The sequence below is a fragment of the Rossellomorea aquimaris genome (genome assembly GCF_000935355.1).
Taxonomy (GTDB): Bacteria; Bacillota; Bacilli; order Bacillales; family Bacillaceae_B; genus Rossellomorea; species Rossellomorea aquimaris_B.
Genome location: NZ_JXZC01000001.1, coordinates 1,038,789 through 1,059,921 on the forward strand (window position 1 = coordinate 1,038,789; position 21,133 = coordinate 1,059,921).

Below are 21,133 nucleotides of genomic sequence, written 5' to 3' on the forward strand. Positions count from 1 at the left end.
CGGCCAAATGCCGGAACCCTTTTATGTATCTTTCTTATTCCTTGCTTCTACAATATGTGTTGATCGATTTTCATGATCAGGTCAGCAATCCCCGGTTTACTGACTTGATCTTCTGCTCCGACGGTTTCACCTTTATGTTTTAAATCATTTGTAATAAGTGAAGAAAAAATGATTACAGGCAGTTTATTTAGCTTAGAATGACTCTTTATTTTTTTGGTCAAATGATGACCATCCATTTGCGGCATTTCAATATCTGTTAACACAAGCTGGACAGTCTTTTCAATATCTTGATTCCCTTCGACCAGTGACTCCAGATAGTTGAATGCATCGGCTCCATTTTCAAAAAACTCCACTTCTTCATATCCTGCTTCACTCAATGTATCATTCAAAAGCTTACGGATTAGAGGAGAATCCTCTGCTGCAACAATCTTCTTATTCCTTCTCTCCCTTTGCCCTAACTTCTTCACTTGTTCCACCCGGATCCCTGTTTCAGGATTGATTTCCTGCATAATACTCTCAAAGTCCAATAACAATATCATTGACTCGTTTCGCTTGATGACTCCTATTATTCCGGAATGAACCCCTGAGTACATTTCTGAAGGCTTATCAATTTGATTCCAGGAAATCCGATGTATTTGAGTTACGTTATGGACAAGAAAAATGACCTTCTGTTGATTAAACTCAGCAACAATATACTTTGATTTGGATGTTTCCTCCCCTTCCACACCAAGCACCCTTGCCATATCAATAACTGGAAGAACCTCTCCCCTCAATTGAATGAGTCCTTTCACATTATGGTGGGAATGAGGGATTGGGATAACTGGGGTAGGCTCGATAATTTCCTTCACCTTAATTACATTTATACCAAATTTATTGTTTTGAACTTCAAATTCAACTATTTCAAGTTCGTTGGTTCCACTTTCAAGAAGAATACCGTTTATTTGATTCAATTGTTTCTCGTCCTTCCATACAAACATGAGTATTTACCTTACTCTTCTTATATCGAACAATTGAGAAACATGTTTAAAGGTAAACATGAAAAAAGTCGGCAGTCCCGTTCTGCTATCTATATGTGACCTAAAAAGTAATAGAAAATGAATCCCTATACATACTAAGAAGAGGAGGTGTTGATATGACCGACCGAAGATACTTAGAGAATAAGTTGCCTGATTTCGATGAAATAAGTGACCACATTCTCCCCTCACAGAACAACCTTCCCATTATTGCCTTGGGTAAGAACGTGGATGGAAAGGATGAACCCTCTGAACTTTCTTACATAGAAGGTCAAAGGAGAATAAGACAGGAACATGATGAAAATCCAAGGAAATAAAAAGAAAAAAAGCGATTGAAGGACTCCCCTTCAATCGCTTTTTCCTTATACTCCACGCTTGTTCCCCCATACCAAGGTATGCAATTGCGGTAGTACCCGCACGTGATTTAATTCTTCCCTATCGCAGACCTTTTCAATGAGTGTCTCATAATCCAATAATAAGTTCGACACCAATTTAGCTGTATCTCCTTCTGTAACAGAAGGATTACCTGTCTGGATATAGAAGGGAACATGGGGATATCGTCTATGAATTTCTGTGGCATATTCTAAGTCCAGATCATCAAAGACAACTACTTTTAAGCTGAATTGTGAGCGATTTTCACTTAAACGATGAACGATATGATCCAGCATCTCAAAGTCAGTATCCATTTTCGAACTGGGTGGCTTTGGAGAAAGAGTGAGATCATCTATATCATAGAACCAATCCTGCCAGCGGCTTCCTTGAGTCTCTAAGGCCGAAGCAATACCATTCTCCTTTAAGATTTCGATAAGCTCCTTCAAATGAGCCAATAGAGCAGGATTCCCGCCGGAAATGGTTACATGGGAAAACTTATTTCCGCCAACTTCCTTTAGTCTGTTCCACACTTCCTCAGCCGTCATAAGCTGTATCTCCTCTTTGGCAGAACCATCCCACGTAAATGCAGAGTCACACCATGCACAGCTATAATCACATCCGGCAGTTCGGACAAACATCGTCTTTTGACCAATTACCATACCTTCACCTTGAACGGTTGGACCAAATACTTCTAGTACGGGGATTTTCTTCATGATTTTCTCCCCTTTGGTCTGTAAATGACGTAACTTGTCGGTGTTTCTCTTAAAAACACTTGAAGGCACTTAGGTTGGTGTGGGAGTGTATCTAAATGAGTCTGAATGATTTCCCACATCACTTTCGCTACAACTTCAGTGGTCGGGAACATATCCCCATTCACTGAAGAAAACAATTTATCTTCGTTCATGACCTTATGATCAAAGCGCTTATGAATCAGCTTCTTGATGTGTTGGAAATTGATAAGAAACCCGGAATCATCGAGCTGATCGCCACCAATAGTAATATTGGCAAAGTAGGTATGACCATGGATATCCTGACAGCTTCCTGCATCTGCATGTGGTATATAATGGGCTGCCGCAAAATGCATATCTTTATTTAATTCAAATTCATAAGAGTGGTCAGGAGTCGGGTAGATTTGTTGTATCATCTTCACTCTCCCCCTTTTTTTGCACTTTTATATTCTTCCAGCCCTTTTTGTCTAAGCTCACATGCAGGGCACTCACCGCACCCGCTGCCTTTTATCCCATTATAGCAAGTAAGGGTATTTTCCTGAACATATTGGAAAGCCCCTAACCTATCGGCCATTTCCCACGTTTGTGCTTTATTGATCCACATGAGTGGGGTATGAATCACAAACTGATCATCCATAGATAGATTGAGGGAAACATTCAAGGATTTCACAAAAATATCCCGGCAATCCGGATACCCGCTAAAATCTGTTTCACATACTCCCGTTACAATATGCTTCGCACCAATCTGCTTCGCCAGTATCCCGGCAAATGATAAGAATAATAGGTTTCTTCCAGGAACAAAGGTAGAGGGCAATTCACCATCCCGATGGGTGATTTCTTCATCAGCCCGTGTTAATGCACTTGGTGCCAGTTGATTCAATAAACTCATATCTAATACATGGTGAGGTACATTCAGGTCCTCTGCAATCTCTTTTGCACAGTCCAGCTCTGCAACATGTCTCTGACCATAGTTAAATGTCACCGCTTCTACTTCTTTAAATTGTTGCTTAGCCCAAAACAAACACGTTGTACTATCTTGACCTCCGCTGAAAACGACTAATGATTTCTCTGTGTTCATAAAGGTTCTCCTTTCTTTTCTACAGGCTCTTTAGCCATGAAAAGAAGAAAGAGATTCTGTAATACCCTATAATATTGGCTTTTAAGCCGTCATTAACAAAAAATAACGGCACCTAAGGATGCCGTTTTCCTTAGTTTTTTATAGAGGGTTGTGCTAGAACCTCTCGGGACGCATTTTTTGTCCCAGTTCTTCTTCTAATTGTCCTCAACCAATATAACGTTTTTTCTTAAAAAAATCTACCGTTTACAGGGATATTACCTGAAAATACATTTCTTTCGGGACCACGTCCCCATATTAAGGACTATCAGCAATTTGCAAGTTCCCTTTCCCCTCCTCATAATGAAGAGGAGAATAACCATAGGAGGGTATGGCATGTTAGCTGATATGATCAATTTCATTAAAGAGGTAGACAAACTAAAGACGATCGAACGCCGTACATACATAAGTGACCAAAGCCGCAAAGAAAATAGCGGCGAGCATTCCTGGCACGTATGTGTGATGGCGATGACCTTATTTGAAGTGTATGAGAAAAACCATGAAACAGAACTGTTCACCTCCATTCAGATGCTTCTTCTTCATGACATTGTGGAAATTGATGCAGGTGATACTTACGCGTTTGATGAAGGCGGTTATGAGGACAAGAGAGAACGGGAAGAGCTTGCTGCTGATCGAATCTTTGGATTGCTTCCTGAAAAGACGAGAACCGAATACCGCTCCCTGTGGGATGAGTTTGAAGAAGGAAAGACCAATGAAGCTCTTTACGCTGCGATCATTGACCACATTCAACCTCTTCTCTTAAATATTTCGACAGAAGGAAAGTCGTGGATGGAACATACGATTTACGCTCATCAGGTTTTAAACCGTAATGCTTGGATTAAGGAAGCTTCTCCCCGGATTTATGCTCAAATAAACGAATGGGTTGAAATGGGGGTTGAAAAAGGCTGGCTTATGAGAAGATAGAATCGTAAAGAAGCAGTGTCTTCCTAAGAAGTCAGTGCTTTTTTAGCCTACTTATTTCAAGCGGAGAAGCCTTCTTCGTTTTCTCCGTTTTTTCAAGCCGAATCTGAGCCAGCCGATTTTCATAAAGAACCCAAACATGACCAGTGCTATTATGCCCATTACTCCAAGAACGATAAAGTAACCGCTTCGCTCATCCAGTTCCGGCATATAGGCGAAGTTCATCCCATATAAACCCGCTATAAACGTAAGAGGCATAAATATCGTCGTAATGACGGTCAATGTCATCATGATGTTATTCATTTTATCTGAATTGATGGATAAATAATTATCCCTGATATCTGATGAGAATTCACGATACGATTCAAGCATCTCGACAAGCTTGATTAAATGATCATACACATCATTGAAATAGAGCTGCTCTTCCTTCAATGCATTCAATCTTCCGGAATTGCTGATCCGATATAATAAATCCCGCATGGGTACGAGGGTTCTTCTTAACTTTGACATATCATGACGAATATCGAATAATTCATCCATCAGATCACTATCAGCCTCTTCATTTGTATTATCTTCAATTGTATTGAGCCGATCTTCAATACCATAAACAAGCGGAAAATAATCATCCACTAACCGGTCGACAATTCCATGCATGACCTTAAAAGGACTGAGTTGATCCCCTTCTTGATGGACTTTTTCCCATACATTATTTATTTCCATGACAGGCTGTTTATGAAATGTAACAATAAAACTGGAGTTTACGAACATATTCACTTCGTGTGAATCCAGCGTTTTCTTATTAATGGCATGCAGAAGGACAAATATGTATTGATCATAAAAATCGAGCTTGGCCCGCTGACTGAAATCGTCCAGGCAATCCTCTATCGCAAGTGGATGGAAACGAAAATACAGCTTAAGTAACCGAATATCCTTGCTGGTTGGCTCTGAAAAATCCACCCAATACCATTTAACCGCTTTTTCCTTAATTCTGGATAAGGGAACATTATGTTCAATTTCCCCATTTTCCATAACAATACTCGTACGAATCATTTGGCTCTCCCTAACTGACACTTATTTACTTTTTATCCTTTCCCTCTTTCTTCACCATTCAAACAAAATCACTACGTAAAAGCTGAGATTAATGATAAAATATGAATCAAATTATTAAAGTAGGTGTACATATTGGAACAGTATATAAACCCTAGGGTCAAGGACATCCAGATTTCAGGGATACGAAAGTTTTTTAATATGGTGGCAGACATAGACGACATAATCTCTCTGACAATCGGTCAGCCCGATTTCCCTACCCCACTTCATATTAAAGATGCGGGTAAGGCTGCCATTGAGGATGACTTCACTTCGTATACACATAATGCAGGATTTCTAGAGTTACGGGAAGCAGCGGCTTCATATGTGAAAGAAAAATATAATGTACATTATAACCCTGTAAATGAGGTGATAGTCACAAACGGCGCTTCTCAGGGGATCGATGTGATCCTTCGAACAATCCTTTGCGAAGGAGATGACTGCCTTTTGCCGGGACCGGTGTACCCAGGCTATGAGCCAATCATTAAACTTTGTGGTGCTAATCCCGTACAGATAGATATCACACAAAATGATTTTAAATTGGATGCCGCTCTCATTGAGGGTAGCTTAACTCCTTCAACCAAATGTGTTATATTGCCTTATCCATCCAATCCTACTGGGGTAAGCCTATCAAAGGCAGAATTGAAAGAGATTGCCGATTTGCTTAAAGATAGAAATATCTTTGTGTTGGCCGATGAGATTTACAGTGAACTGACCTTCGATGATTCCCATCATTCAATTGCAGAATATTTAAGAGAACAAACCATCGTCGTCAATGGTTTATCTAAATCACATAGCATGACCGGTTGGAGAATCGGGCTGGTATTCGCTCCAGAATCGATTTCTAAGCATCTTCTAAAGGTTCACCAGTACAATGTATCCTGTGCTTCTTCCGTCTCCCAGAAAGCTGCCTATGAAGCTCTTACAGTCGGAAGAGATGATGCGGCAGATATGAAGAAAGAATATAAAAAACGAAGGGACTATGTTTACAACCGATTAATCGGGATGGGATTTGAAGGAATCGTCAAACCTGACGGAGCCTTCTACTTTTTCGTCAGGATACCAGAGCGGATTCTTTTGAATTCATTTGATTTCTCGTTGGCCCTTGCCCAAGAAAAGAAGGTGGCTGTCGTTCCTGGAGATGCTTTTTCCCAGTTCGGCGAAGGATACTTCCGCCTATCCTATGCCTGCTCCATGGACCAGCTGACAGAAGGGCTTGACCGTATCCAATCCTTCATCCAAACCTGACGAGAGGGACGGACCTTGTATAGCAAGGTCCGTCCCTCTTCATGTTTACCCTTTATATTCACCGTTATTTTTAGATGCTTTTTCTTTTTTGGCTTTGTCTTTGTGTATTTTGTTTGTTGCCGCACTTCCGATTTCGTGGGCAAATTCCGCATTGATCTTAGAAGAGTCGAATCCTTTTTTGTTCTTCTGCTGTGGATCATTCTTTTTTGTACGTTTCGCCATTAGTTTTACACCCCTTTTATTGATCATGCTTATCCTTAGATGGATCAGCATAGGATTATTATTCGCTTTCTTCTTTTTCGCTATACGAATCAACTGCCCCGATAAAAGAGCAAAAAAAAGAACCAACCATTTAACTGGGTTGGTTCAAAAAAAAAAGGAAAAGGGGGTGTTAGTGAGAAATTAATCTCCAATTTCATGCTTAATTATAGAATACCCGCTTTCCAGAATGATAAACCGCCCTTCAAAAAAAAATTCAAATTTTTTTCAGGAAAAAGTTATTTCAGTAAAACACTTTAAAAAAGCGCTTTCATAACGTATAATGAACAAGTAAATTCTGAGAAATGAGGTTCTGACATGTATGTGAAAGAACAGTACGTTTTCAGAAACAGCCAGATTCATAAAGCCGTTATAAGAAATTACCACAAAGAGGATTTCAGAGATTTGATATCCGTTCAAAAAAGAGCTTTTCCACCTCCTTTCCCGTCGGAATTATGGTGGAATCAAGATCAGCTCGAACATCACTTGACTCATTTCCCTCTTGGGGCTTTGTGTGTGGAAGTAGACGGTAAATTAGCGGGAAGCATGACCAGCTTGATCGTCGACTTTGATCCGTTAGAGCCGCATCATACGTGGGAAAATATAACCGATAATGGATATATCAGGACGCACAATGAAAATGGAAATACGTTGTATGTGGTAGATTTATGTATCGACCCGGCCTATCGGGGATTTAAGCTTGGAAAAGTTCTTATGAATGCAATGTTTGAGATCGTGGTGCATTTACAATTGGATCGATTGCTTGGAGGCGGTCGGATTCCTACCTATCATAAAGTGGCCAAAAATGTTCCGATTGAGGAATATATAGAGAAATTAATAAGTGGAGAATACAAGGATCCCGTCATAACGTTCCTTCTTCAAACAGGACGCACCCCATTAAAAGCGGTTAAAGGGTACCTGGAGGATGAAGAATCATGTGATTATGGTGTTTTAATGGAATGGAGAAATCCCTTTAAAAGTTCAAGGTAATAGCATGTTCCGCAAATTGATGTACCACCATGAAAAAGAAAAAAGGGATTGAAAGAACAACAAGTTCCTTCAATCCACAAGAAAGGGGGAAATGAGAATAAAAAGGCCCAAAGGGTGTGCCTTATTCTTCACAGATATAATACCCCCATTTCCACCATCTAAACCAAAAATTATTCCATTGATGTCGCTTTTTTCACTGCAGAAATAACAGCATCATTGGTATCTAATTGTAGTGCTTGTTCTGCCAGTTTTTTCATTTCCGAACGGTTCAATTGACGGATTTGAGAACGTGCGCGCAAGATCGATGTAGCACTCATAGAGAACTCATCCAAACCTAATCCAAGTAAGATCGGTACAGCAATCTCATCTCCAGCCATTTCACCACACATACCTGCCCATTTGCCTTCTTTGTGAGCCGCATCAATCACCATTTTGACAAGGCGTAAAATGGCTGGGTTATACGGTTGATATAAGTAGGAAACCCGCTCGTTCATGCGGTCGGCAGCCATAGTGTACTGAATCAGGTCATTGGTTCCGATAGAGAAGAAATCAACTTCCTTGGCAAAAACATCCGCCATTACGGCTGTTGATGGAATTTCGACCATGATTCCCACTTCAATGTGATCGGCTACGTTTGTCCCATTCTCAAGAAGAGCTTTTTTCTCTTCTTCAAGGATGGATTTCGCTTCCCTGAACTCTTGAAGATTTGAAATCATCGGGAACATGATTTTCAGGTTTCCGAATGGGCTTGCCTTCAATAACGCTCTAATCTGAGTACGGAAGATATCCTGTTCGTCCAGACAAAGTCGGATTGCGCGATACCCAAGAAATGGATTCATTTCTTTTGGCAGATTTAAGTAAGGAAGCTCTTTATCTCCACCGATGTCAAGGGTACGAACCACTACAGGTTTCCCTTCCATGCCTTCTAATACAGCCTTATACGCTTCGTATTGCTCGTCTTCAGACGGTAATTCGTCACGACCCATGTATAGGAATTCTGTACGATACAGACCTACACCTTCTCCGCCGTGATTGATTACCCCTTCCAGATCCTTAGGTGTCCCAATGTTGGCAGCAAGTTCGACATGCTCACCATCCTTGGACACAGTTGGTTCATTCACAAGCTTCGCCCATTCAGCTTTTTGTTCTTCATAACGGGCATGTTCTTTCTTATACTCTTCGATGACTTCAGGAGTCGGATTAATATGTACTTCACCATTTAATCCGTCAACGATGATCATATCACCATTTTCAACAGATGAAGTAATGGATTTGGTCCCCACTACAGCCGGGATCTCCATTGAACGGGCCATAATGGCCGAGTGAGATGTTCTTCCACCGATATCTGTTGTAAAACCTTTTACAAATTCACGGTTTAATTGTGCCGTATCAGAAGGAGTCAGGTCCTCTGCGATTACAATAACCTCTTCTGTTACCATGCTAGGGTTCGCAATTTGCACTCCCAGCAGGTGTGATAGGACACGTTTCGTCACGTCACGGATATCCGCGGCACGTTCTTTCATGTATTCATTATCCATTGATTCAAACATGGATACAAACATATCCGCTGTTTCTTTCAGTGCGAATTCAGCGTTTACATTTTCTGATTTGACTTTGTCTTCAATTGGTGTAAGTAGTTCCGGGTCGCTTAAGACAAGAAGATGCGCTTCAAAGATTTGAGCTTTATCTTCCCCTAAATCAACTCTCGCTTTATCACGGATCGCTTCAAGCTCAGACTTGGATGTCGCAATGGCTTCCTGGAAGCGTGATACTTCCTTTTCAGCATTGTCTACGCTTTTCTTTTCAAAGCTTAGGTCAGGTTCAACTAAGCGATACGCTTTCGCTATAGCAATGCCATTTGATGCCGCAATTCCTTTTAAGAGACTAGACATTACTCAGCTAAACCTTCTTTATTCAGTGTTTCCTGTAAGCTGTTTAATGCTTCTTCTTCGTCGCTACCTTCAGTAATGATTGTGATATCTGCACCTTTACCTACACCTAAAGACATAACACCCATGATTGATTTTAAGTTGACTTTCTTTTCTTTGTATTCTAGATGTACATCGCTGTCGAATTTGCTTGCCGTTTGAACTAGTAGAGTTGCCGGACGAGCATGAATTCCTGTTTCAGCTGTAACTGTAAATGTTTTTTGTGCCATGTGAATCGACTCCTTAATTTATCTTGTTTTTGGTTGCTTCATAAAAGTAATGGATTATGAAGAAAACGTCAACTATTTCTAGTGATTAATCCATTCTTCCTATAAAGCTGTTCAATAAAAAAGAATAGCATGCAATGAGGATATACACAATTGTAAAGCTTGATTTTTTTAGTATTTCATAAATTTGCCACTGTTATGAACCTATTTATGTAAAAATCATGAATGTTTTTGATTCAAAATAAAAAACTGACTCATACTAAAGACTCCATTCCGAATAGGAGGTGGAGTCTTTAGTATGAGTCAGTTGTGTCATTGCAATACTATTCTTTTTCTATGATTTGTGATTTGGCTTTCATGATATTGTAGCCGATTTTTGCTTTTATGACCGTGCCTTTCAGTGTCATTTCATGATCTTCAGACGTGTTTGTATATACGTTCACTAAGTCACATATGCATCGAGAGAATAATTCTGAAAGCTGTTTTAATTCTTGCACCCCATGTTTAACATCCTCTTTCATGAGCTCTTCCATGACATCAATGGCTAAACTTTTCACTCTTAGAGCCTGCTCTGTTTGGTAATTCAATAGAACCCTCCCCTTTCCTACCATTCTTTCACATCATATGCAGGAAAAACTAGATTAGAACGGGAGAGCTATAGGGTATCTATACATTCAATTGGGCATCTTTCGTAAACAATTGCTTATATCCTAATAAAATAAAGATGATGACTGTTAAGGCTACGCTCCCCACAATGCCTAAAAGTATGGCGATCTGATACTCGATGGCCACTAATGGACTTATCCCGGAAAGGATTTGCCCTGTCATCATCCCGGGCAAAAAGATGATTCCCATCCCTAACATATTATTTAGAGTGGGAAGAATTGCTGAATCAAAGGCATTGTCTACATAGGTCTTGGAAGCTGCTTTAGGGGTTGCCCCAAGCATGAGGGCACCTTCTACCTTTTCTCTTTGATCCTTTAATCCCCCTAATAGAGTATTGATCCCCAATGTGATGCCCGTCATGGAATTACCGACGATCATTCCCGCAATCGGTATGAAATATCTCGGTTCGTACCAAGGGGAGAAATGGATGACCACCATATTAAAGTAGAATAAGCTAATGAGTGTTCCTATAAGTAAAGATAAAGCGGCAATCCCTTTCAGTAACTTATCCATCTCATATTTAACTTGCTTAAAAATATTCCTGATGGCGAAGGCTTCCATGATCAAAATGATACTTAATGTAAGCCACGGACTTGGATTGTCAAAAATATAGGTCAGTATGTATCCTGCAACGATCAGCTGGAGGGTCATCCTAAAAGATGCAAGGATAATCTGCTTCTCTCTTGAAATCCCCCGCCACTTCACAATAAGTAACAATAGAAGAACAAAGACATACGCAGCTAAAAATCTCCACAGCTCTATATCAATAATTCCATTTTCCACTAACATTCTCTCCTTCACTTATTTTGAAAGGGTTATCGTCTCTTCACCATACTGCTCGGCAACATTCATCGAATGAGTCACCATGATAATGGTCCCCTCATGCCCTTTCGTACACTCAATAAAGCTTTTCATTACTTCGATCTCGGTTTCTTCATCCAGGGCCGAGGTTGGCTCGTCCAATAAATAGACATTTGGCTTCATCAATAGAACCCTCCCAAGGGACAGGCGTTGTCTTTCCCCTCCGGATAACCGTTCAGCAAGCCCATCCAAAGGTTTATCGAGCTTTACAATTTCCAGGGTTTTCATGAGCTCATCACGACTGGCAAGGGGCTTCTCTGAAAACATAAGACCCTTCTGCAAATTCTCTTCTACCGTTTCCCCGAATAATAAGGGGGTTTGTGAAATCATCACTACTTCTCTTCGAAGTTTTACAGGGTCAATCTCTTGTAAGGGAGTCTCATTATAATAAACCTTTCCTGCATCTGGTGTATTCATTTTATTCAATAACTTCAGAAGGGTGGACTTTCCCGCACCGCTTTCACCGATAAGGCAGGTTGTTTTGTTTGAGGATATCTCCATGTGATCGATGTCTATTATATTTTTAAATATTATTTTTTCTAATTGGAACAGCACTATCTTCACCTCTCATATAATCACATTTATCATACCCTAAAGAATCATGAAATAAAAAAGCTGATGCGCGGAAGAAACCCCCGGGCATCAGCTTCATTCATGTCTCGTATTCAAGTATTGGATGTGTTGCTGAATTTGTCTAGTAAAAAAATCCACTTCATCCTGCTCCGGAACTCCACGCCCATATCTCACACGTTCATAAATAAAGTAAAATCGGTCATTTCCCTCCAACTCAATTCTAGAGAACCAAGCTTGGACGTTTTCATTCGGAAGTCTTCCGGCTTCATACTTATGTGCCTCTTCTTCTAACCTTTCCATCGATTTCCTTATTATATCCCTTGCTTTAGAATAGGAGACTTTCTCTTTTTTATGATGGACATGAATCTCACCACTTCCCCTGGTCATCATGAGAGGTGTTGTACCCTCACTCGTGAATAATTCTATGGAAGTTTTTCTTTTCTTGAACAAATAAATGATAGCAAAGCAAATCAACAGGGCCAGCAATGCCTCATCTACCCATGAAAAAGAAAGTCCGTCACCAAACGCAGGCAACTGGGATTCATCATGATTCTGTTGTGCGAGCTTATTGCCTTCTCCCTTTTCCTGGTTACTTTCAAAAAACTTCATGATCAAATCCCTTAGTTTAATCAATCCATTAAAGATCGGGTCAACGAAAAAAGAGAATAGCCAAAACGCCTTTTCAAGCAGCCAATATATTCCTCTGCTGATCACTGAACTAACAGCTGCCAGTATCCCACCGCTTACAAACACCATGAGAAGGAGGGCAAACGGCTTGTATATACTCTTCTTTGCTCCTTTATTTTCACTGGCCAACATCCTTTGAAACGAGGTGAAGGTGCCAATGAACGCGAATAATAGAAACAGCAGACTGTAAACCAGATATGTGTTTTCCAACTGTCTTATGGATCCCGTTAATAAAGAAACAGCAGAGATAAAAAGAAAAATCAATACGCTGCCACTGCTTACTTCAATGAATGGGTCCTTGATCTGTAGATAAGAACTGATTCTCCAATGCAGAAAGATCGTTGCAGGAAGCAAAACCCACCAGGACGCGGAGAATAATAAGATTCCAGATCCAATCCCCAAGACAAACATTGCATATAATAAAAGATGATGAAAGCTCTCCAATTTGAGGGATATGGCCGTGTAAGTCAATACCAGCACCAGCAATATCGAAAAAGCCGGCACGTATTGATTCAATACGACGTCCCCTGTAAATAAAAACGTAATGAGCAAAAGTACAAACAGAAGATCAATCCCTGTATACAGACCCATTTTGATAAAAAGCATATGTTTATATTTCGTTATGAAGGAATTTTCAACGTACGATTCCATAATGTGACGACTCCTTCTTTTTCTTCTAAGCTCAGCTTAAAGATATGTGGATGGCCTTTCTTGATAGTTAGCAATAACTCCTCTTCCCTTGACCCAAGTGAACCGGCAACAATAAAAACGGAAGGTACCAGTCTCTGCAGATACAAATGTTTTAGGACGAAGTGGAATGGCATGGTGAATTCATCGGTCGATAAGGTAGCTAAAAGCTCCAGTCCTCTCTGCCGGTGCTTCCTCCCTGTCCCTGGAGGAAGATAATAGTAAGGCGTTACTCCCGGTGTTCTCACATTTAAGACCAGTGAGAAAGAAATGTTTTGTTCCACGGCAAGTTGCATTAGGTAAGCTGTATGCTTGATGATTTCCTCCAACTTACTTGTAATGGCATAGCGATCAGAGATATTGATTGCGATCATCCACTCTTTTTGAGTAGCAGGCGCGAAAATTTTCGTTTGCAGCTCGCCTGTTCGAGCAGAAGCCTTCCAATGCACGTCCTGAAATCGATCTCCCTGTACATACCCCCTTGTTCCTACGGGATGGAATAGGTCATGGAACAAAGAATGGGGAGTAGATACGTCCCCTTGCCTTAAAGTAAGCTGATGTTCCGCCATCCTGACAGGGGATGAAGAGGGGAACACCATAATGGTGGCTTGAACCGAATCGATTAGACTCAGGATAACCTTACCACTTCCGAAAAGGTGAGGGATCTCAAGGTGTATATTGGTAATACGACATAAACCTCTTCTCTTACCTCTGACCGGCAACGAAATTTGCCCCTCTTCATTTTTTCGAATGGAGAATGGGATGGAAACCTCGATCTCGTTTGCAATGCCGGATGAATATGGATGCTTTGTAGGCTCCACAATATCTTTAAATGTCATCTTCAATGTAGCTCCCCAAATAGGAAGTCCCTTGTTTTCAAGCTTAAACAACCAGATATCTTCTTCATTACAATGAAGCCTTAACCTTCGTTGAGATCTTTCAATCATGACTCCCTCTCCGATTTTCAGGAGATACCATTGGTGAACGCGATAATAGAGGATGATTAACAGGAAAATCCCCAATCCAACATAAGCTTGTACATAGAAACTTGCTGCCCCGACAATAACAAGGAGCACCAGACTCATGGATATATACGGGTCCTCGACTACTTCCCGCTTCCAGTTCACTGCGCCTGCCTCGCTTCGACAGGAAGCATTGCCATTTCTATGATTTGTGCAATGACTTCTTCCGGTGTTCTTGTCAAGGATGCTTCTATCGTTAACTGAACTCTATGTTGAAGGACATACGGTGCAACCTCAACAACGTCCTGGGGTCTTACATAATCTCTGCCTTCAATAAATGCCTGGGCCTGTGAGGCTTTCAATAGGGCTAAACTGGCCCGTGGACTAGCTCCTATCTCAACCCAATCATGCTCTCTCGTTCCTCTGGTAATTTGCAGAATATAAGATTCAACGTCCTCGGATATGTGTACATCTTTTACAAGACTTGATAGAGATTGAATTGCGCTTAAACTCATCACTTTTTGAACGGTATTTAGTGGCCGATCGGATTTAAAACGTTTAAGAATGCTTCTTTCTTCATCAAAGCTGGGGTATGCAAATGGAATTTTCAATAAAAAACGATCCAGTTGTGCAGCTGGGAGTGGGAACGTTCCTTGCTGGGATTCAATTGGATTTTGGGTGGCTACCACAATAAAAGGTGGTTGTAATGCCACTGTTTCTCCATCAATGGTGATTTGCTTCTCTTCCATCACTTCAAGTAAGCTTGCCTGGGTTCTCGGAGTGGCACGATTGATTTCATCTGCCAGCAACACATTCGTGACAACCGGCCCCGTTCTTAATTCAAATTCTTGAGACTTAGGATTAAAAAACTGAATACCCGTTACATCACTCGGCAATACGTCGGGTGTGAATTGTATTCGCTTAAAATCTCCTTCAATACAATGTGAAAAAGTCTTAGCCAATAGTGTTTTACCGGTACCTGGTACGCTCTCGAGCAAGACGTGGCCTTCCTGAAGTAAGGCAATCAATAGAAGCTCGATTTCTTTCTCCCTTCCAATCAGGACTTTGCTCATTTCTTTTTTTATGTCTTGTATAGTTGACATCTTTGCTCCCCCTTTATGTTCACAACAGTAAATATTCAGCTAATATTCTAAAAATAGATCCTTTCTCATCATACCATATTTCGTTGTTAAAATATCCCTTTTGGGGGACAGTAAAAAGCCGGTCACCATCCCTGTCTTGGATTCGTAACCGGTAGTTCTTCAGTATTCATTTAAATATCAAGAATACCTAAGCCATCACCCGAAAAGTGTTAATGCTCATAGATCATCTTCCTCGTCATTCCACCATCCACCACTAGGTTTTCTCCTGTTATGAAATCATTATCCGGATGAGCAAGAAATAAGCATGCCCTTGCTATGTCTTCAGGTTTCCCCACCCTGCCGGATGGATGCTGGTCATGATCCTTGTCCCGTAATGAATCATACTCTTCGGTTTGAATCCAGCCTGGACTTATTGAGTTCACCCGGATCCCTACCTCACTCAATGTAATGGCCATTGAATGAGTCAAACTCACAATGCCCCCTTTAGTTGCAGAGTAGGCTTCCGTATCCGGTTCAGACATTGAAGCCCTGGTAGAGGCCATATTAATGATGCAACCACCTCGGTTCTTCATTAAAGCTGCCCCTTCTCTACTGCAATAGAAGACACTGCTTAAGTTTGACGAAAGAATGCTGTCCCAGTCCTCGGGATCCATCTTCCAGAAGGACATGAACTTCGAAACACCTGCATTGTTAATTAGTACGTCCACCACGCCATGGTCTTCTTTCATCTTTGAAAAAACATCTTTTACCTGTTGATAGACTCCTACATTGACTTCATGAAACCGTGTTGAATATCCTTCAGAGTTGAGCTTCAGGGATAATTCCTCCCCTTTATCCCCATCCATGTCCATAAATTCAACGACTGCGCCCTGCTTCGCAAATTCTTCAACCAGCGTTTTACCGATTCCATTCGCCCCACCTGTTATGCAGACAATTTTATCTTTCACTCCTGTCATCTCCCTTTGTCTTCAATTATTTTCATATTCGCCTATTCATTCTTCCTAAAAAGGATACCCTTTTCAACTGGCCCTCAACCTTCTCTAAGACATATAGAAAAGGATTAACCTGAGGAAATGACGGGACATTCCAAGGTTAATCCTTTTATTTATTGTACGATCTTATTTTTTGTCGTTTTATTTATATCATTACGCTGATGAATATTGATTAAGGCATCCAACTCTTTACTGAGTTGAATGGTGACTGGACTGCTCAGCCCAAAACGAATACCTGATTGTATCATCTTCCATCGTACCGTTTCAATTCGAGCCACTATGGTCCCATTCATCAACATCACCTCTTCTTCTTTACTCTATTTTACTATTAATTCCACGTAGAGAAAAGAAAAAAGTATCCGAACGCTATTTTTGTTATTTAAAAAAATCCTGTGTAATGATTATTTTGCGAAGCGGTGTTTTCCAATGGTTAACAATGTTTCTCTACTGGTAATCCAATCGCTTGTGGATGTTACAGGATTATAGAAGAAGAGAGAACCTTTTCCCTGGCCTCTGAAAGCCAATGCCTCTTGAACAGCATCTCTCGCTTCCTGGGAAGGCGCTTGGTTGATTTCACCATTTTGAACAGGTGAAAAGGCATAATGACCGTTCGCTACCTGGTAGATTACTTCTTTAATAGAGTCTGGGAATTCAGTTGAATCCACCCGGTTTAAAACAACCGTTGCGACAGCCACTTTACCTGCATATGATTCTCCTTTAGCTTCTGCATGAACCAGTTTTGCCAGTAACTCACGATCTTCAACTGTTACTTCATTTTCTGGTACAATTAACGTTTGACCTGGATGAATTTCATTCGATTTCAAATCGTTCTCTTTTTTTAGTTGAAGGACAGATACAGATTTCTCCTTACCTATATCCCAAAGAGACTCACCATTTTCTACAGTGTGTACTCCTTCAGCTGCTATAGTTTGAGTAGAGAATGAAACAATTGAAAGTGCCGCAATCCCTACTAGTAAGCTTTTCTTAATCATCTTTCTACCTCCTCATTAGCGCTCACCACTAAGATAACAACGAATAAACAGAAATTCATCAGGTAATGGTTACCACCCTTCGTTGTTTGTAGAATGGCAATGCATTCTAAACACCCAGAGTGTTTCATATATTGGATATGAACCAAAAAAAAACGGAGGATCCTATCCCCCGCTTACTCTAACTTCTTGGTGTATCTAAATAGTGATAAAGAATATTTCCGCCATGCTGAGCCACCCCACGGAACTGTTTAAAATCCTCTTGTTTAACGAGTACAGATCGAAAAGTAAGAAAGTCTTCTTTCATCACCCTTACTTCTTCAATTTCTCTTGTACGCAATAGTTGTAATTGTTCAAGAATTTCTGTTTCACTCATATCCAAACCTCCATCCTGAATGTCTCTATTGTAGATATAAAAGGATGAAAAGCTCAAGAATAATTTTTTTGATGAAATTTTTAGAAAACTCTTTACCTTTTCTTGAGTTTACGTCAAAATATTAGTAATTGTTTGTAGAATTTTGGCAAAAAGGAGCGACTTCTCATGAAAAAGGCAGAAATCGGAAATGTGATTGAATTTAGAGAAGGATTAAAAGGAATCGTAGAAAAAGTAAATGAAAACTCGGTTATCGTTGATCTGACGTATATGAAGAATTATCGTGACCTTGAACTGGAAGAAAAAACAGTTGTTAATCATAAAAACTATAAAATAGTTGAAGCATAGTACAAACTTCTAAAAGGTGGAGAACGATACTCCACCTTTTTATATTGAGATTCATAAGAAGAGAAAAGGTTTACAGAAACAGCTTTGAGGATATTCTTATAGCATACTGTTTCGTAAGGTGGAGCCCCGTCATGAACTTAAATATACATATTGTTAACAAAGCACGAAAAAGCTTTTGGTTTGTACCATTTTTATTTTCACTCATCTCATTAGCGCTTTCCCTACTCACCTTTTATTTTGATTGGTGGTTAAGTCAGCATGATTATCCTTTGTTCCCTAAAGTTTTGTTCTCGAATTTCGATTTATCCATGACCATCATCAGTACGATTGCATCATCGATCATGACCATGACGACGATTACCTTTTCAACGATTATGGTCGTGTTAACCACTTTTTTATCCCAATATTCACCGAGGACCCTTCAAAATTTCATTAATGACCGTCCTACTCAGCGGGTTCTAGCCATTTTTGTGTCAGGTGTGGTGTACTGCATCACATTATTGGTTCTCCTTCAAGATGAAGCTGGACAAAAATTATATATTTCATCTGCATTTGCCGGCATAGTTGCGATTATCTGTTTATTTGTTTTCGTCTACTTTGTGCATCACGTTTCCAATTGGGTGAAGGTAAGTAATTTAATACATAACATAACAATCAAAACCAATAAAAAAATTGATAATAGTTATTTATATAGAAAAAATGCCGTTAATGACGAACCTCCAACCTTTAATGAATCCCTGTTTGATGATACCGAACCCCTATATGTGTATAGTGAGCAATCCGGGTATCTACAGCAGATAAATATAGAAGGGATGATCAGTAAAGCTGCTAAAGATAAAGCGATCATCCGGATGGTGAAAACACCGGGTGAATACTTACTTGAAGGTACTCCTGTCATGACTGCATGGACGACGAATAAAGACATCGATGTAGAGGATTACTTGGGATACCTCGTACTCGGACCAGATAAAGAACCCATCGAAGATATTGAGCTCGGTATCAGGAAACTGGTTGAAATAGCCTTGAGGGCCATTTCCCCAGCAATCAATGATCCGAATACGGCAAAAAATTGTATAGAAGAAATCGGGATCATTCTATCGAAGCTTGCTAAACACAAGCTTCCAAGCTCTTATTTATCGGATGAAGAAAACAATGTGCGTATCATATTGGAACAGCCTACCTTTTCTGATTACTTATACAGAAGCTTTTACCAGTTAAGGCATTACGGGAAGCAGGACATATCCGTTATTTCAGAAATTCTGCGTTCATTGAGAATGATAGGGGAAAACAATAGCGAAGATACGAAGCGCATGGTGTGGACGTTTAAAGACTATATATTGGAAGGGATCGACTATGAAAGCCTCCAAAACCTCGACATGCAATTCATCATGAGACATTTGGATGAACTCGCGACAGCTTGCAGACAAAGGAATTGGGATAAGGATGAAGTACGGAATAAGTATTTCCCTGAACAATATAAAACAAGTGACGCTTATGATCATGGGAATGAAGAGTAACTTACCCAACGGACGAAAAAACGGATGCTAGAAGGTGCTTACCCCCGGAAGTTAGAGTTTTATTATGCAGCTGAATGGCTGGAGTGAGTTCGGTATTCGACAGGACTCATCCCAGCCAATTTTTCTTTTGACCGGTCATGATTGTACCAGTGAATATATTCTTCAATCCGTCCTTTTAAATCCTCATAGGTTACTAGTTCTTCACCATAATACATTTCTTGCTTTAAAATCCCAAAGAAATTCTCCATCGAAGCGTTGTCTGCGCAGGTTGCTTTCCGAGACATGCTTTGAAAAATCTTGTTCCGTTTTAACGTTTTCACCCACTTGTTGTGCTGATAATGCCAGCCTTGGTCTGAATGGATTGTGGTTCGATAGGTCGCCCGATCTTTTAATACTTCTAAAGACTCTTTTAAAGGTTCCATGACAAGATCTAAAGTTGGACGTTCCTTGATCCCAAACGCAATAATTTCTCCGTTATAAAGATCAAGAATTGGATTCAAATATAATTTCTTTTCTTCAAGACATTTAAATTCAGTAACGTCAGTTACCAATTTTTGAAGAGGAATAGGGGTTCTAAACCGACGAGATAATCGGTTTTTCGCTACCTTTCCAATAGTTCCCTTATAACTATTATATTTACGGGATTTTCGCATGAATTTAATACATCTAATTCCTAGCTCTCGCATGATACGATAGACTTTTTTATGATTGATACGCTGCCCTAATTTCTTTAATTCTTTTGTGATACGTTTATAACCATAGCGTTCCTGGAACTTATTAAATAAGTTTGTAATGGTTTCTTTTAATTCTTTATCCGGGTCTTCCTTACCGAGATTTTTCACATGATAGTGATAAGTTGCTTCCGGAATTCCTACCACAATGAGGATATCTTTTAATCGAAATCCTTCTTCTTTAAGCTCGAATGCCATTTTTGTTTGTGCTTTTCGTGAAAGGCGTTCGGATTCTCGCGAAAAGCTCTCAGCTTTTTTAAATATGCATTCTCCAGTCTTAGTAGTGCATTCTCGCGTTCTAATTCTTCCTCGCGTGTTAGCTTTTTTTCTTCCTTTTTCTTCTGATTATTAGATTTCTTAGACATAGAAGGCCGCCCCTTTAAATTTAATTCCAGGCCTTCTACTCCTTGTTCACGAAATGTCTTCATCCAGCGTTTAATTAAGGAAGGGTTGTTCAAGTTAAACTGAACAGCCGTTTCTAAATAAGAAGCACCTGTATTTAACATGAATTGTATCGTATCTAATTTAAATTGAACAGAATACTCCTTCTTCGTCTTTCTTCGTTTTAACCCTTCTATCCCCTGAGACTTATAGGTATTTACCCACTCAACTATCTGCGTTTGGCTACCCATATTATATTTTTTGGCCAATGACCTGTATCCTAGATTTCCAGATAAATACCCGATGACAAGTTTTATTTTAAATTCATCACTATATTTAGCCAAAAAAACACCCCCGAAAGTTAGTTTTTTCACTCTA

Annotated in this window: 26 protein-coding genes and 1 riboswitch; of the genes, 6 read left to right on the plus strand and 20 right to left on the minus strand. The window is 40.0% G+C overall.

The genetic code is table 11. The annotated features are described in order from the left end of the window. Positions 1-47 precede the first annotated feature (47 nt). Positions 48-977: a chemotaxis protein gene (locus TV75_RS05215; protein ID WP_044337577.1), complete on the minus strand. Its 930-nt coding sequence runs from the start codon at positions 975-977 to the stop codon at positions 48-50. A 155-nt stretch (positions 978-1,132) separates the two neighbouring features. Between TV75_RS05215 and TV75_RS05220 the strand changes: the two genes are divergently transcribed. Next, entirely contained in the window at positions 1,133-1,330 is a 198-nt protein-coding gene (locus TV75_RS05220) for a hypothetical protein (RefSeq protein WP_044337578.1), read from the plus strand. Positions 1,331-1,375: 45 nt separating this feature from the next. On the opposite strand, the gene queE is transcribed toward TV75_RS05220, so the two are convergent. Genes queE through queC form a run of 3 tightly spaced genes read right to left on the minus strand, consistent with a single transcriptional unit; the run spans position 1,376 to position 3,191 of the window. Beyond that, positions 1,376-2,098 carry a 7-carboxy-7-deazaguanine synthase QueE gene (queE, locus tag TV75_RS05225; RefSeq protein WP_044337579.1) on the minus strand — a complete coding sequence of 241 codons (723 nt, stop codon included), beginning with the start codon at positions 2,096-2,098 and terminating at the stop codon, positions 1,376-1,378. Continuing rightward, positions 2,095-2,529, minus strand: a complete 435-nt coding sequence (locus TV75_RS05230; protein WP_044337580.1) for a 6-carboxytetrahydropterin synthase — start codon at positions 2,527-2,529, stop codon at positions 2,095-2,097. Before TV75_RS05230 ends, queE begins: the two co-directional genes overlap by 4 nt. 2 nt (positions 2,530-2,531) lie before the next feature. Beyond that, positions 2,532-3,191 (minus strand): 7-cyano-7-deazaguanine synthase QueC, encoded by a 660-nt coding sequence (gene queC / locus TV75_RS05235; RefSeq protein ID WP_044337581.1) that lies wholly within the window; start codon positions 3,189-3,191, stop codon positions 2,532-2,534. Positions 3,192-3,315: 124 nt separating this feature from the next. Next, positions 3,316-3,360, minus strand: a riboswitch (PreQ1 riboswitch). A 203-nt stretch (positions 3,361-3,563) separates the two neighbouring features. On the opposite strand from queC, the gene TV75_RS05240 reads away from it, so the two are divergent. Then, positions 3,564-4,151 carry an HD domain-containing protein gene (locus tag TV75_RS05240; protein ID WP_044337582.1) on the plus strand — a complete coding sequence of 196 codons (588 nt, stop codon included), beginning with the start codon at positions 3,564-3,566 and terminating at the stop codon, positions 4,149-4,151. A 51-nt stretch (positions 4,152-4,202) separates the two neighbouring features. Here the strand turns inward: TV75_RS05240 and corA are convergent, their stop codons facing one another. Further along, complete coding sequence (gene corA, locus TV75_RS05245) at positions 4,203-5,198, minus strand: magnesium/cobalt transporter CorA (RefSeq protein WP_044337583.1); 996 nt, start codon at positions 5,196-5,198, stop codon at positions 4,203-4,205. A gap of 132 nt (positions 5,199-5,330) precedes the next feature. Between corA and TV75_RS05250 the strand changes: the two genes are divergently transcribed. Continuing rightward, positions 5,331-6,482, plus strand: coding sequence for an aminotransferase A (locus TV75_RS05250; protein WP_044337584.1), 1,152 nt, complete (start codon positions 5,331-5,333; stop codon positions 6,480-6,482). Between the two features lie 45 nt (positions 6,483-6,527). Here the strand turns inward: TV75_RS05250 and TV75_RS22060 are convergent, their stop codons facing one another. Next, a complete protein-coding gene (locus TV75_RS22060) occupies positions 6,528-6,704 on the minus strand; it encodes a hypothetical protein (protein WP_172655616.1) in 177 nt (58 codons plus the stop codon). 354 nt (positions 6,705-7,058) lie between these two features. Here TV75_RS22060 and TV75_RS05255 point away from each other — a divergent pair, with 354 nt between their 5' ends. Beyond that, positions 7,059-7,730, plus strand: coding sequence for a GNAT family N-acetyltransferase (locus TV75_RS05255; RefSeq protein ID WP_044337585.1), 672 nt, complete (start codon positions 7,059-7,061; stop codon positions 7,728-7,730). Positions 7,731-7,900: 170 nt separating this feature from the next. On the opposite strand, the gene ptsP is transcribed toward TV75_RS05255, so the two are convergent. The 12 genes from ptsP to TV75_RS05315 all read right to left on the minus strand — a co-directional run bounded on the left by ptsP (position 7,901) and on the right by TV75_RS05315 (position 17,781). After that, complete coding sequence (gene ptsP, locus TV75_RS05260; protein WP_044337586.1) at positions 7,901-9,622, minus strand: phosphoenolpyruvate--protein phosphotransferase; 1,722 nt, start codon at positions 9,620-9,622, stop codon at positions 7,901-7,903. Further along, positions 9,622-9,888: a phosphocarrier protein HPr gene (locus TV75_RS05265; protein ID WP_044337587.1), complete on the minus strand. Its 267-nt coding sequence runs from the start codon at positions 9,886-9,888 to the stop codon at positions 9,622-9,624. Before TV75_RS05265 ends, ptsP begins: the two co-directional genes overlap by 1 nt. Before the next feature lie 320 nt (positions 9,889-10,208). After that, on the minus strand, positions 10,209-10,472 hold the full coding sequence (locus TV75_RS05270; RefSeq protein ID WP_052504427.1) for a hypothetical protein: 264 nt from the start codon (positions 10,470-10,472) through the stop codon (positions 10,209-10,211). A gap of 79 nt (positions 10,473-10,551) precedes the next feature. After that, positions 10,552-11,334 carry an ABC transporter permease gene (locus TV75_RS05275; RefSeq protein ID WP_437176695.1) on the minus strand — a complete coding sequence of 261 codons (783 nt, stop codon included), beginning with the start codon at positions 11,332-11,334 and terminating at the stop codon, positions 10,552-10,554. Positions 11,335-11,352: 18 nt separating this feature from the next. Beyond that, the gene (locus TV75_RS05280; protein WP_253275469.1) at positions 11,353-11,967 is read right to left on the minus strand and encodes an ABC transporter ATP-binding protein; all 615 of its coding nucleotides are present in this window, start codon (positions 11,965-11,967) and stop codon (positions 11,353-11,355) included. Positions 11,968-12,060: 93 nt separating this feature from the next. Continuing rightward, entirely contained in the window at positions 12,061-13,323 is a 1,263-nt protein-coding gene (locus TV75_RS05285) for a hypothetical protein (RefSeq protein ID WP_044337590.1), read from the minus strand. Next, positions 13,293-14,486, minus strand: coding sequence for a DUF58 domain-containing protein (locus tag TV75_RS05290; protein WP_044337591.1), 1,194 nt, complete (start codon positions 14,484-14,486; stop codon positions 13,293-13,295). The genes TV75_RS05285 and TV75_RS05290 overlap by 31 nt, the downstream gene beginning before the upstream one ends. Further along, complete coding sequence (locus TV75_RS05295) at positions 14,483-15,424, minus strand: AAA family ATPase (protein WP_044337592.1); 942 nt, start codon at positions 15,422-15,424, stop codon at positions 14,483-14,485. The genes TV75_RS05290 and TV75_RS05295 overlap by 4 nt, the downstream gene beginning before the upstream one ends. Positions 15,425-15,633: 209 nt before the next feature. Then, the gene (locus TV75_RS05300) at positions 15,634-16,380 is read right to left on the minus strand and encodes an SDR family NAD(P)-dependent oxidoreductase (RefSeq protein ID WP_044337593.1); all 747 of its coding nucleotides are present in this window, start codon (positions 16,378-16,380) and stop codon (positions 15,634-15,636) included. Positions 16,381-16,529: 149 nt separating this feature from the next. After that, complete coding sequence (locus tag TV75_RS05305; protein ID WP_044337594.1) at positions 16,530-16,709, minus strand: aspartyl-phosphate phosphatase Spo0E family protein; 180 nt, start codon at positions 16,707-16,709, stop codon at positions 16,530-16,532. A 108-nt stretch (positions 16,710-16,817) separates the two neighbouring features. Then, positions 16,818-17,408, minus strand: a complete 591-nt coding sequence (locus tag TV75_RS05310; RefSeq protein ID WP_044337595.1) for a cell wall hydrolase — start codon at positions 17,406-17,408, stop codon at positions 16,818-16,820. Positions 17,409-17,586: 178 nt separating this feature from the next. Next, positions 17,587-17,781 (minus strand): hypothetical protein, encoded by a 195-nt coding sequence (locus TV75_RS05315; RefSeq protein WP_044337596.1) that lies wholly within the window; start codon positions 17,779-17,781, stop codon positions 17,587-17,589. 165 nt (positions 17,782-17,946) lie between these two features. Here TV75_RS05315 and TV75_RS05320 point away from each other — a divergent pair, with 165 nt between their 5' ends. Then, positions 17,947-18,126, plus strand: coding sequence for a YkvS family protein (locus tag TV75_RS05320; protein WP_044337597.1), 180 nt, complete (start codon positions 17,947-17,949; stop codon positions 18,124-18,126). Positions 18,127-18,257: 131 nt separating this feature from the next. Then, a complete protein-coding gene (locus TV75_RS05325) occupies positions 18,258-19,643 on the plus strand; it encodes a DUF2254 domain-containing protein (RefSeq protein ID WP_052504428.1) in 1,386 nt (461 codons plus the stop codon). A gap of 62 nt (positions 19,644-19,705) precedes the next feature. On the opposite strand, the gene TV75_RS05330 is transcribed toward TV75_RS05325, so the two are convergent. Both TV75_RS05330 and TV75_RS05335 read right to left on the minus strand, forming a co-directional pair. Continuing rightward, a complete protein-coding gene (locus TV75_RS05330) occupies positions 19,706-20,638 on the minus strand; it encodes an IS3 family transposase (RefSeq protein WP_253275488.1) in 933 nt (310 codons plus the stop codon). Further along, positions 20,536-21,099: a helix-turn-helix domain-containing protein gene (locus tag TV75_RS05335; RefSeq protein ID WP_044337599.1), complete on the minus strand. Its 564-nt coding sequence runs from the start codon at positions 21,097-21,099 to the stop codon at positions 20,536-20,538. The genes TV75_RS05330 and TV75_RS05335 overlap by 103 nt, the downstream gene beginning before the upstream one ends. Positions 21,100-21,133: the final 34 nt, after the last annotated feature.

Coding starts and splice junctions, on each gene's coding strand:
- TV75_RS05215 (WP_044337577.1), bottom strand. CDS start 977: ATGTTTGTATGGAAGGACGAGAAACAATTGAATCAAATAAACGGTATT.
- TV75_RS05220 (WP_044337578.1), top strand. CDS start 1,133: ATGACCGACCGAAGATACTTAGAGAATAAGTTGCCTGATTTCGATGAA.
- queE (WP_044337579.1), bottom strand. CDS start 2,098: ATGAAGAAAATCCCCGTACTAGAAGTATTTGGTCCAACCGTTCAAGGT.
- TV75_RS05230 (WP_044337580.1), bottom strand. CDS start 2,529: ATGATACAACAAATCTACCCGACTCCTGACCACTCTTATGAATTTGAA.
- queC (WP_044337581.1), bottom strand. CDS start 3,191: ATGAACACAGAGAAATCATTAGTCGTTTTCAGCGGAGGTCAAGATAGT.
- TV75_RS05240 (WP_044337582.1), top strand. CDS start 3,564: ATGTTAGCTGATATGATCAATTTCATTAAAGAGGTAGACAAACTAAAG.
- corA (WP_044337583.1), bottom strand. CDS start 5,198: ATGATTCGTACGAGTATTGTTATGGAAAATGGGGAAATTGAACATAAT.
- TV75_RS22060 (WP_172655616.1), bottom strand. CDS start 6,704: ATGGCGAAACGTACAAAAAAGAATGATCCACAGCAGAAGAACAAAAAA.
- TV75_RS05255 (WP_044337585.1), top strand. CDS start 7,059: ATGTATGTGAAAGAACAGTACGTTTTCAGAAACAGCCAGATTCATAAA.
- ptsP (WP_044337586.1), bottom strand. CDS start 9,622: ATGTCTAGTCTCTTAAAAGGAATTGCGGCATCAAATGGCATTGCTATA.
- TV75_RS05265 (WP_044337587.1), bottom strand. CDS start 9,888: ATGGCACAAAAAACATTTACAGTTACAGCTGAAACAGGAATTCATGCT.
- TV75_RS05285 (WP_044337590.1), bottom strand. CDS start 13,323: ATGGAATCGTACGTTGAAAATTCCTTCATAACGAAATATAAACATATG.
- TV75_RS05295 (WP_044337592.1), bottom strand. CDS start 15,424: ATGTCAACTATACAAGACATAAAAAAAGAAATGAGCAAAGTCCTGATT.
- TV75_RS05300 (WP_044337593.1), bottom strand. CDS start 16,380: ATGACAGGAGTGAAAGATAAAATTGTCTGCATAACAGGTGGGGCGAAT.
- TV75_RS05305 (WP_044337594.1), bottom strand. CDS start 16,709: ATGAATGGGACCATAGTGGCTCGAATTGAAACGGTACGATGGAAGATG.
- TV75_RS05310 (WP_044337595.1), bottom strand. CDS start 17,408: ATGATTAAGAAAAGCTTACTAGTAGGGATTGCGGCACTTTCAATTGTT.
- TV75_RS05315 (WP_044337596.1), bottom strand. CDS start 17,781: ATGAGTGAAACAGAAATTCTTGAACAATTACAACTATTGCGTACAAGA.
- TV75_RS05320 (WP_044337597.1), top strand. CDS start 17,947: ATGAAAAAGGCAGAAATCGGAAATGTGATTGAATTTAGAGAAGGATTA.
- TV75_RS05325 (WP_052504428.1), top strand. CDS start 18,258: ATGAACTTAAATATACATATTGTTAACAAAGCACGAAAAAGCTTTTGG.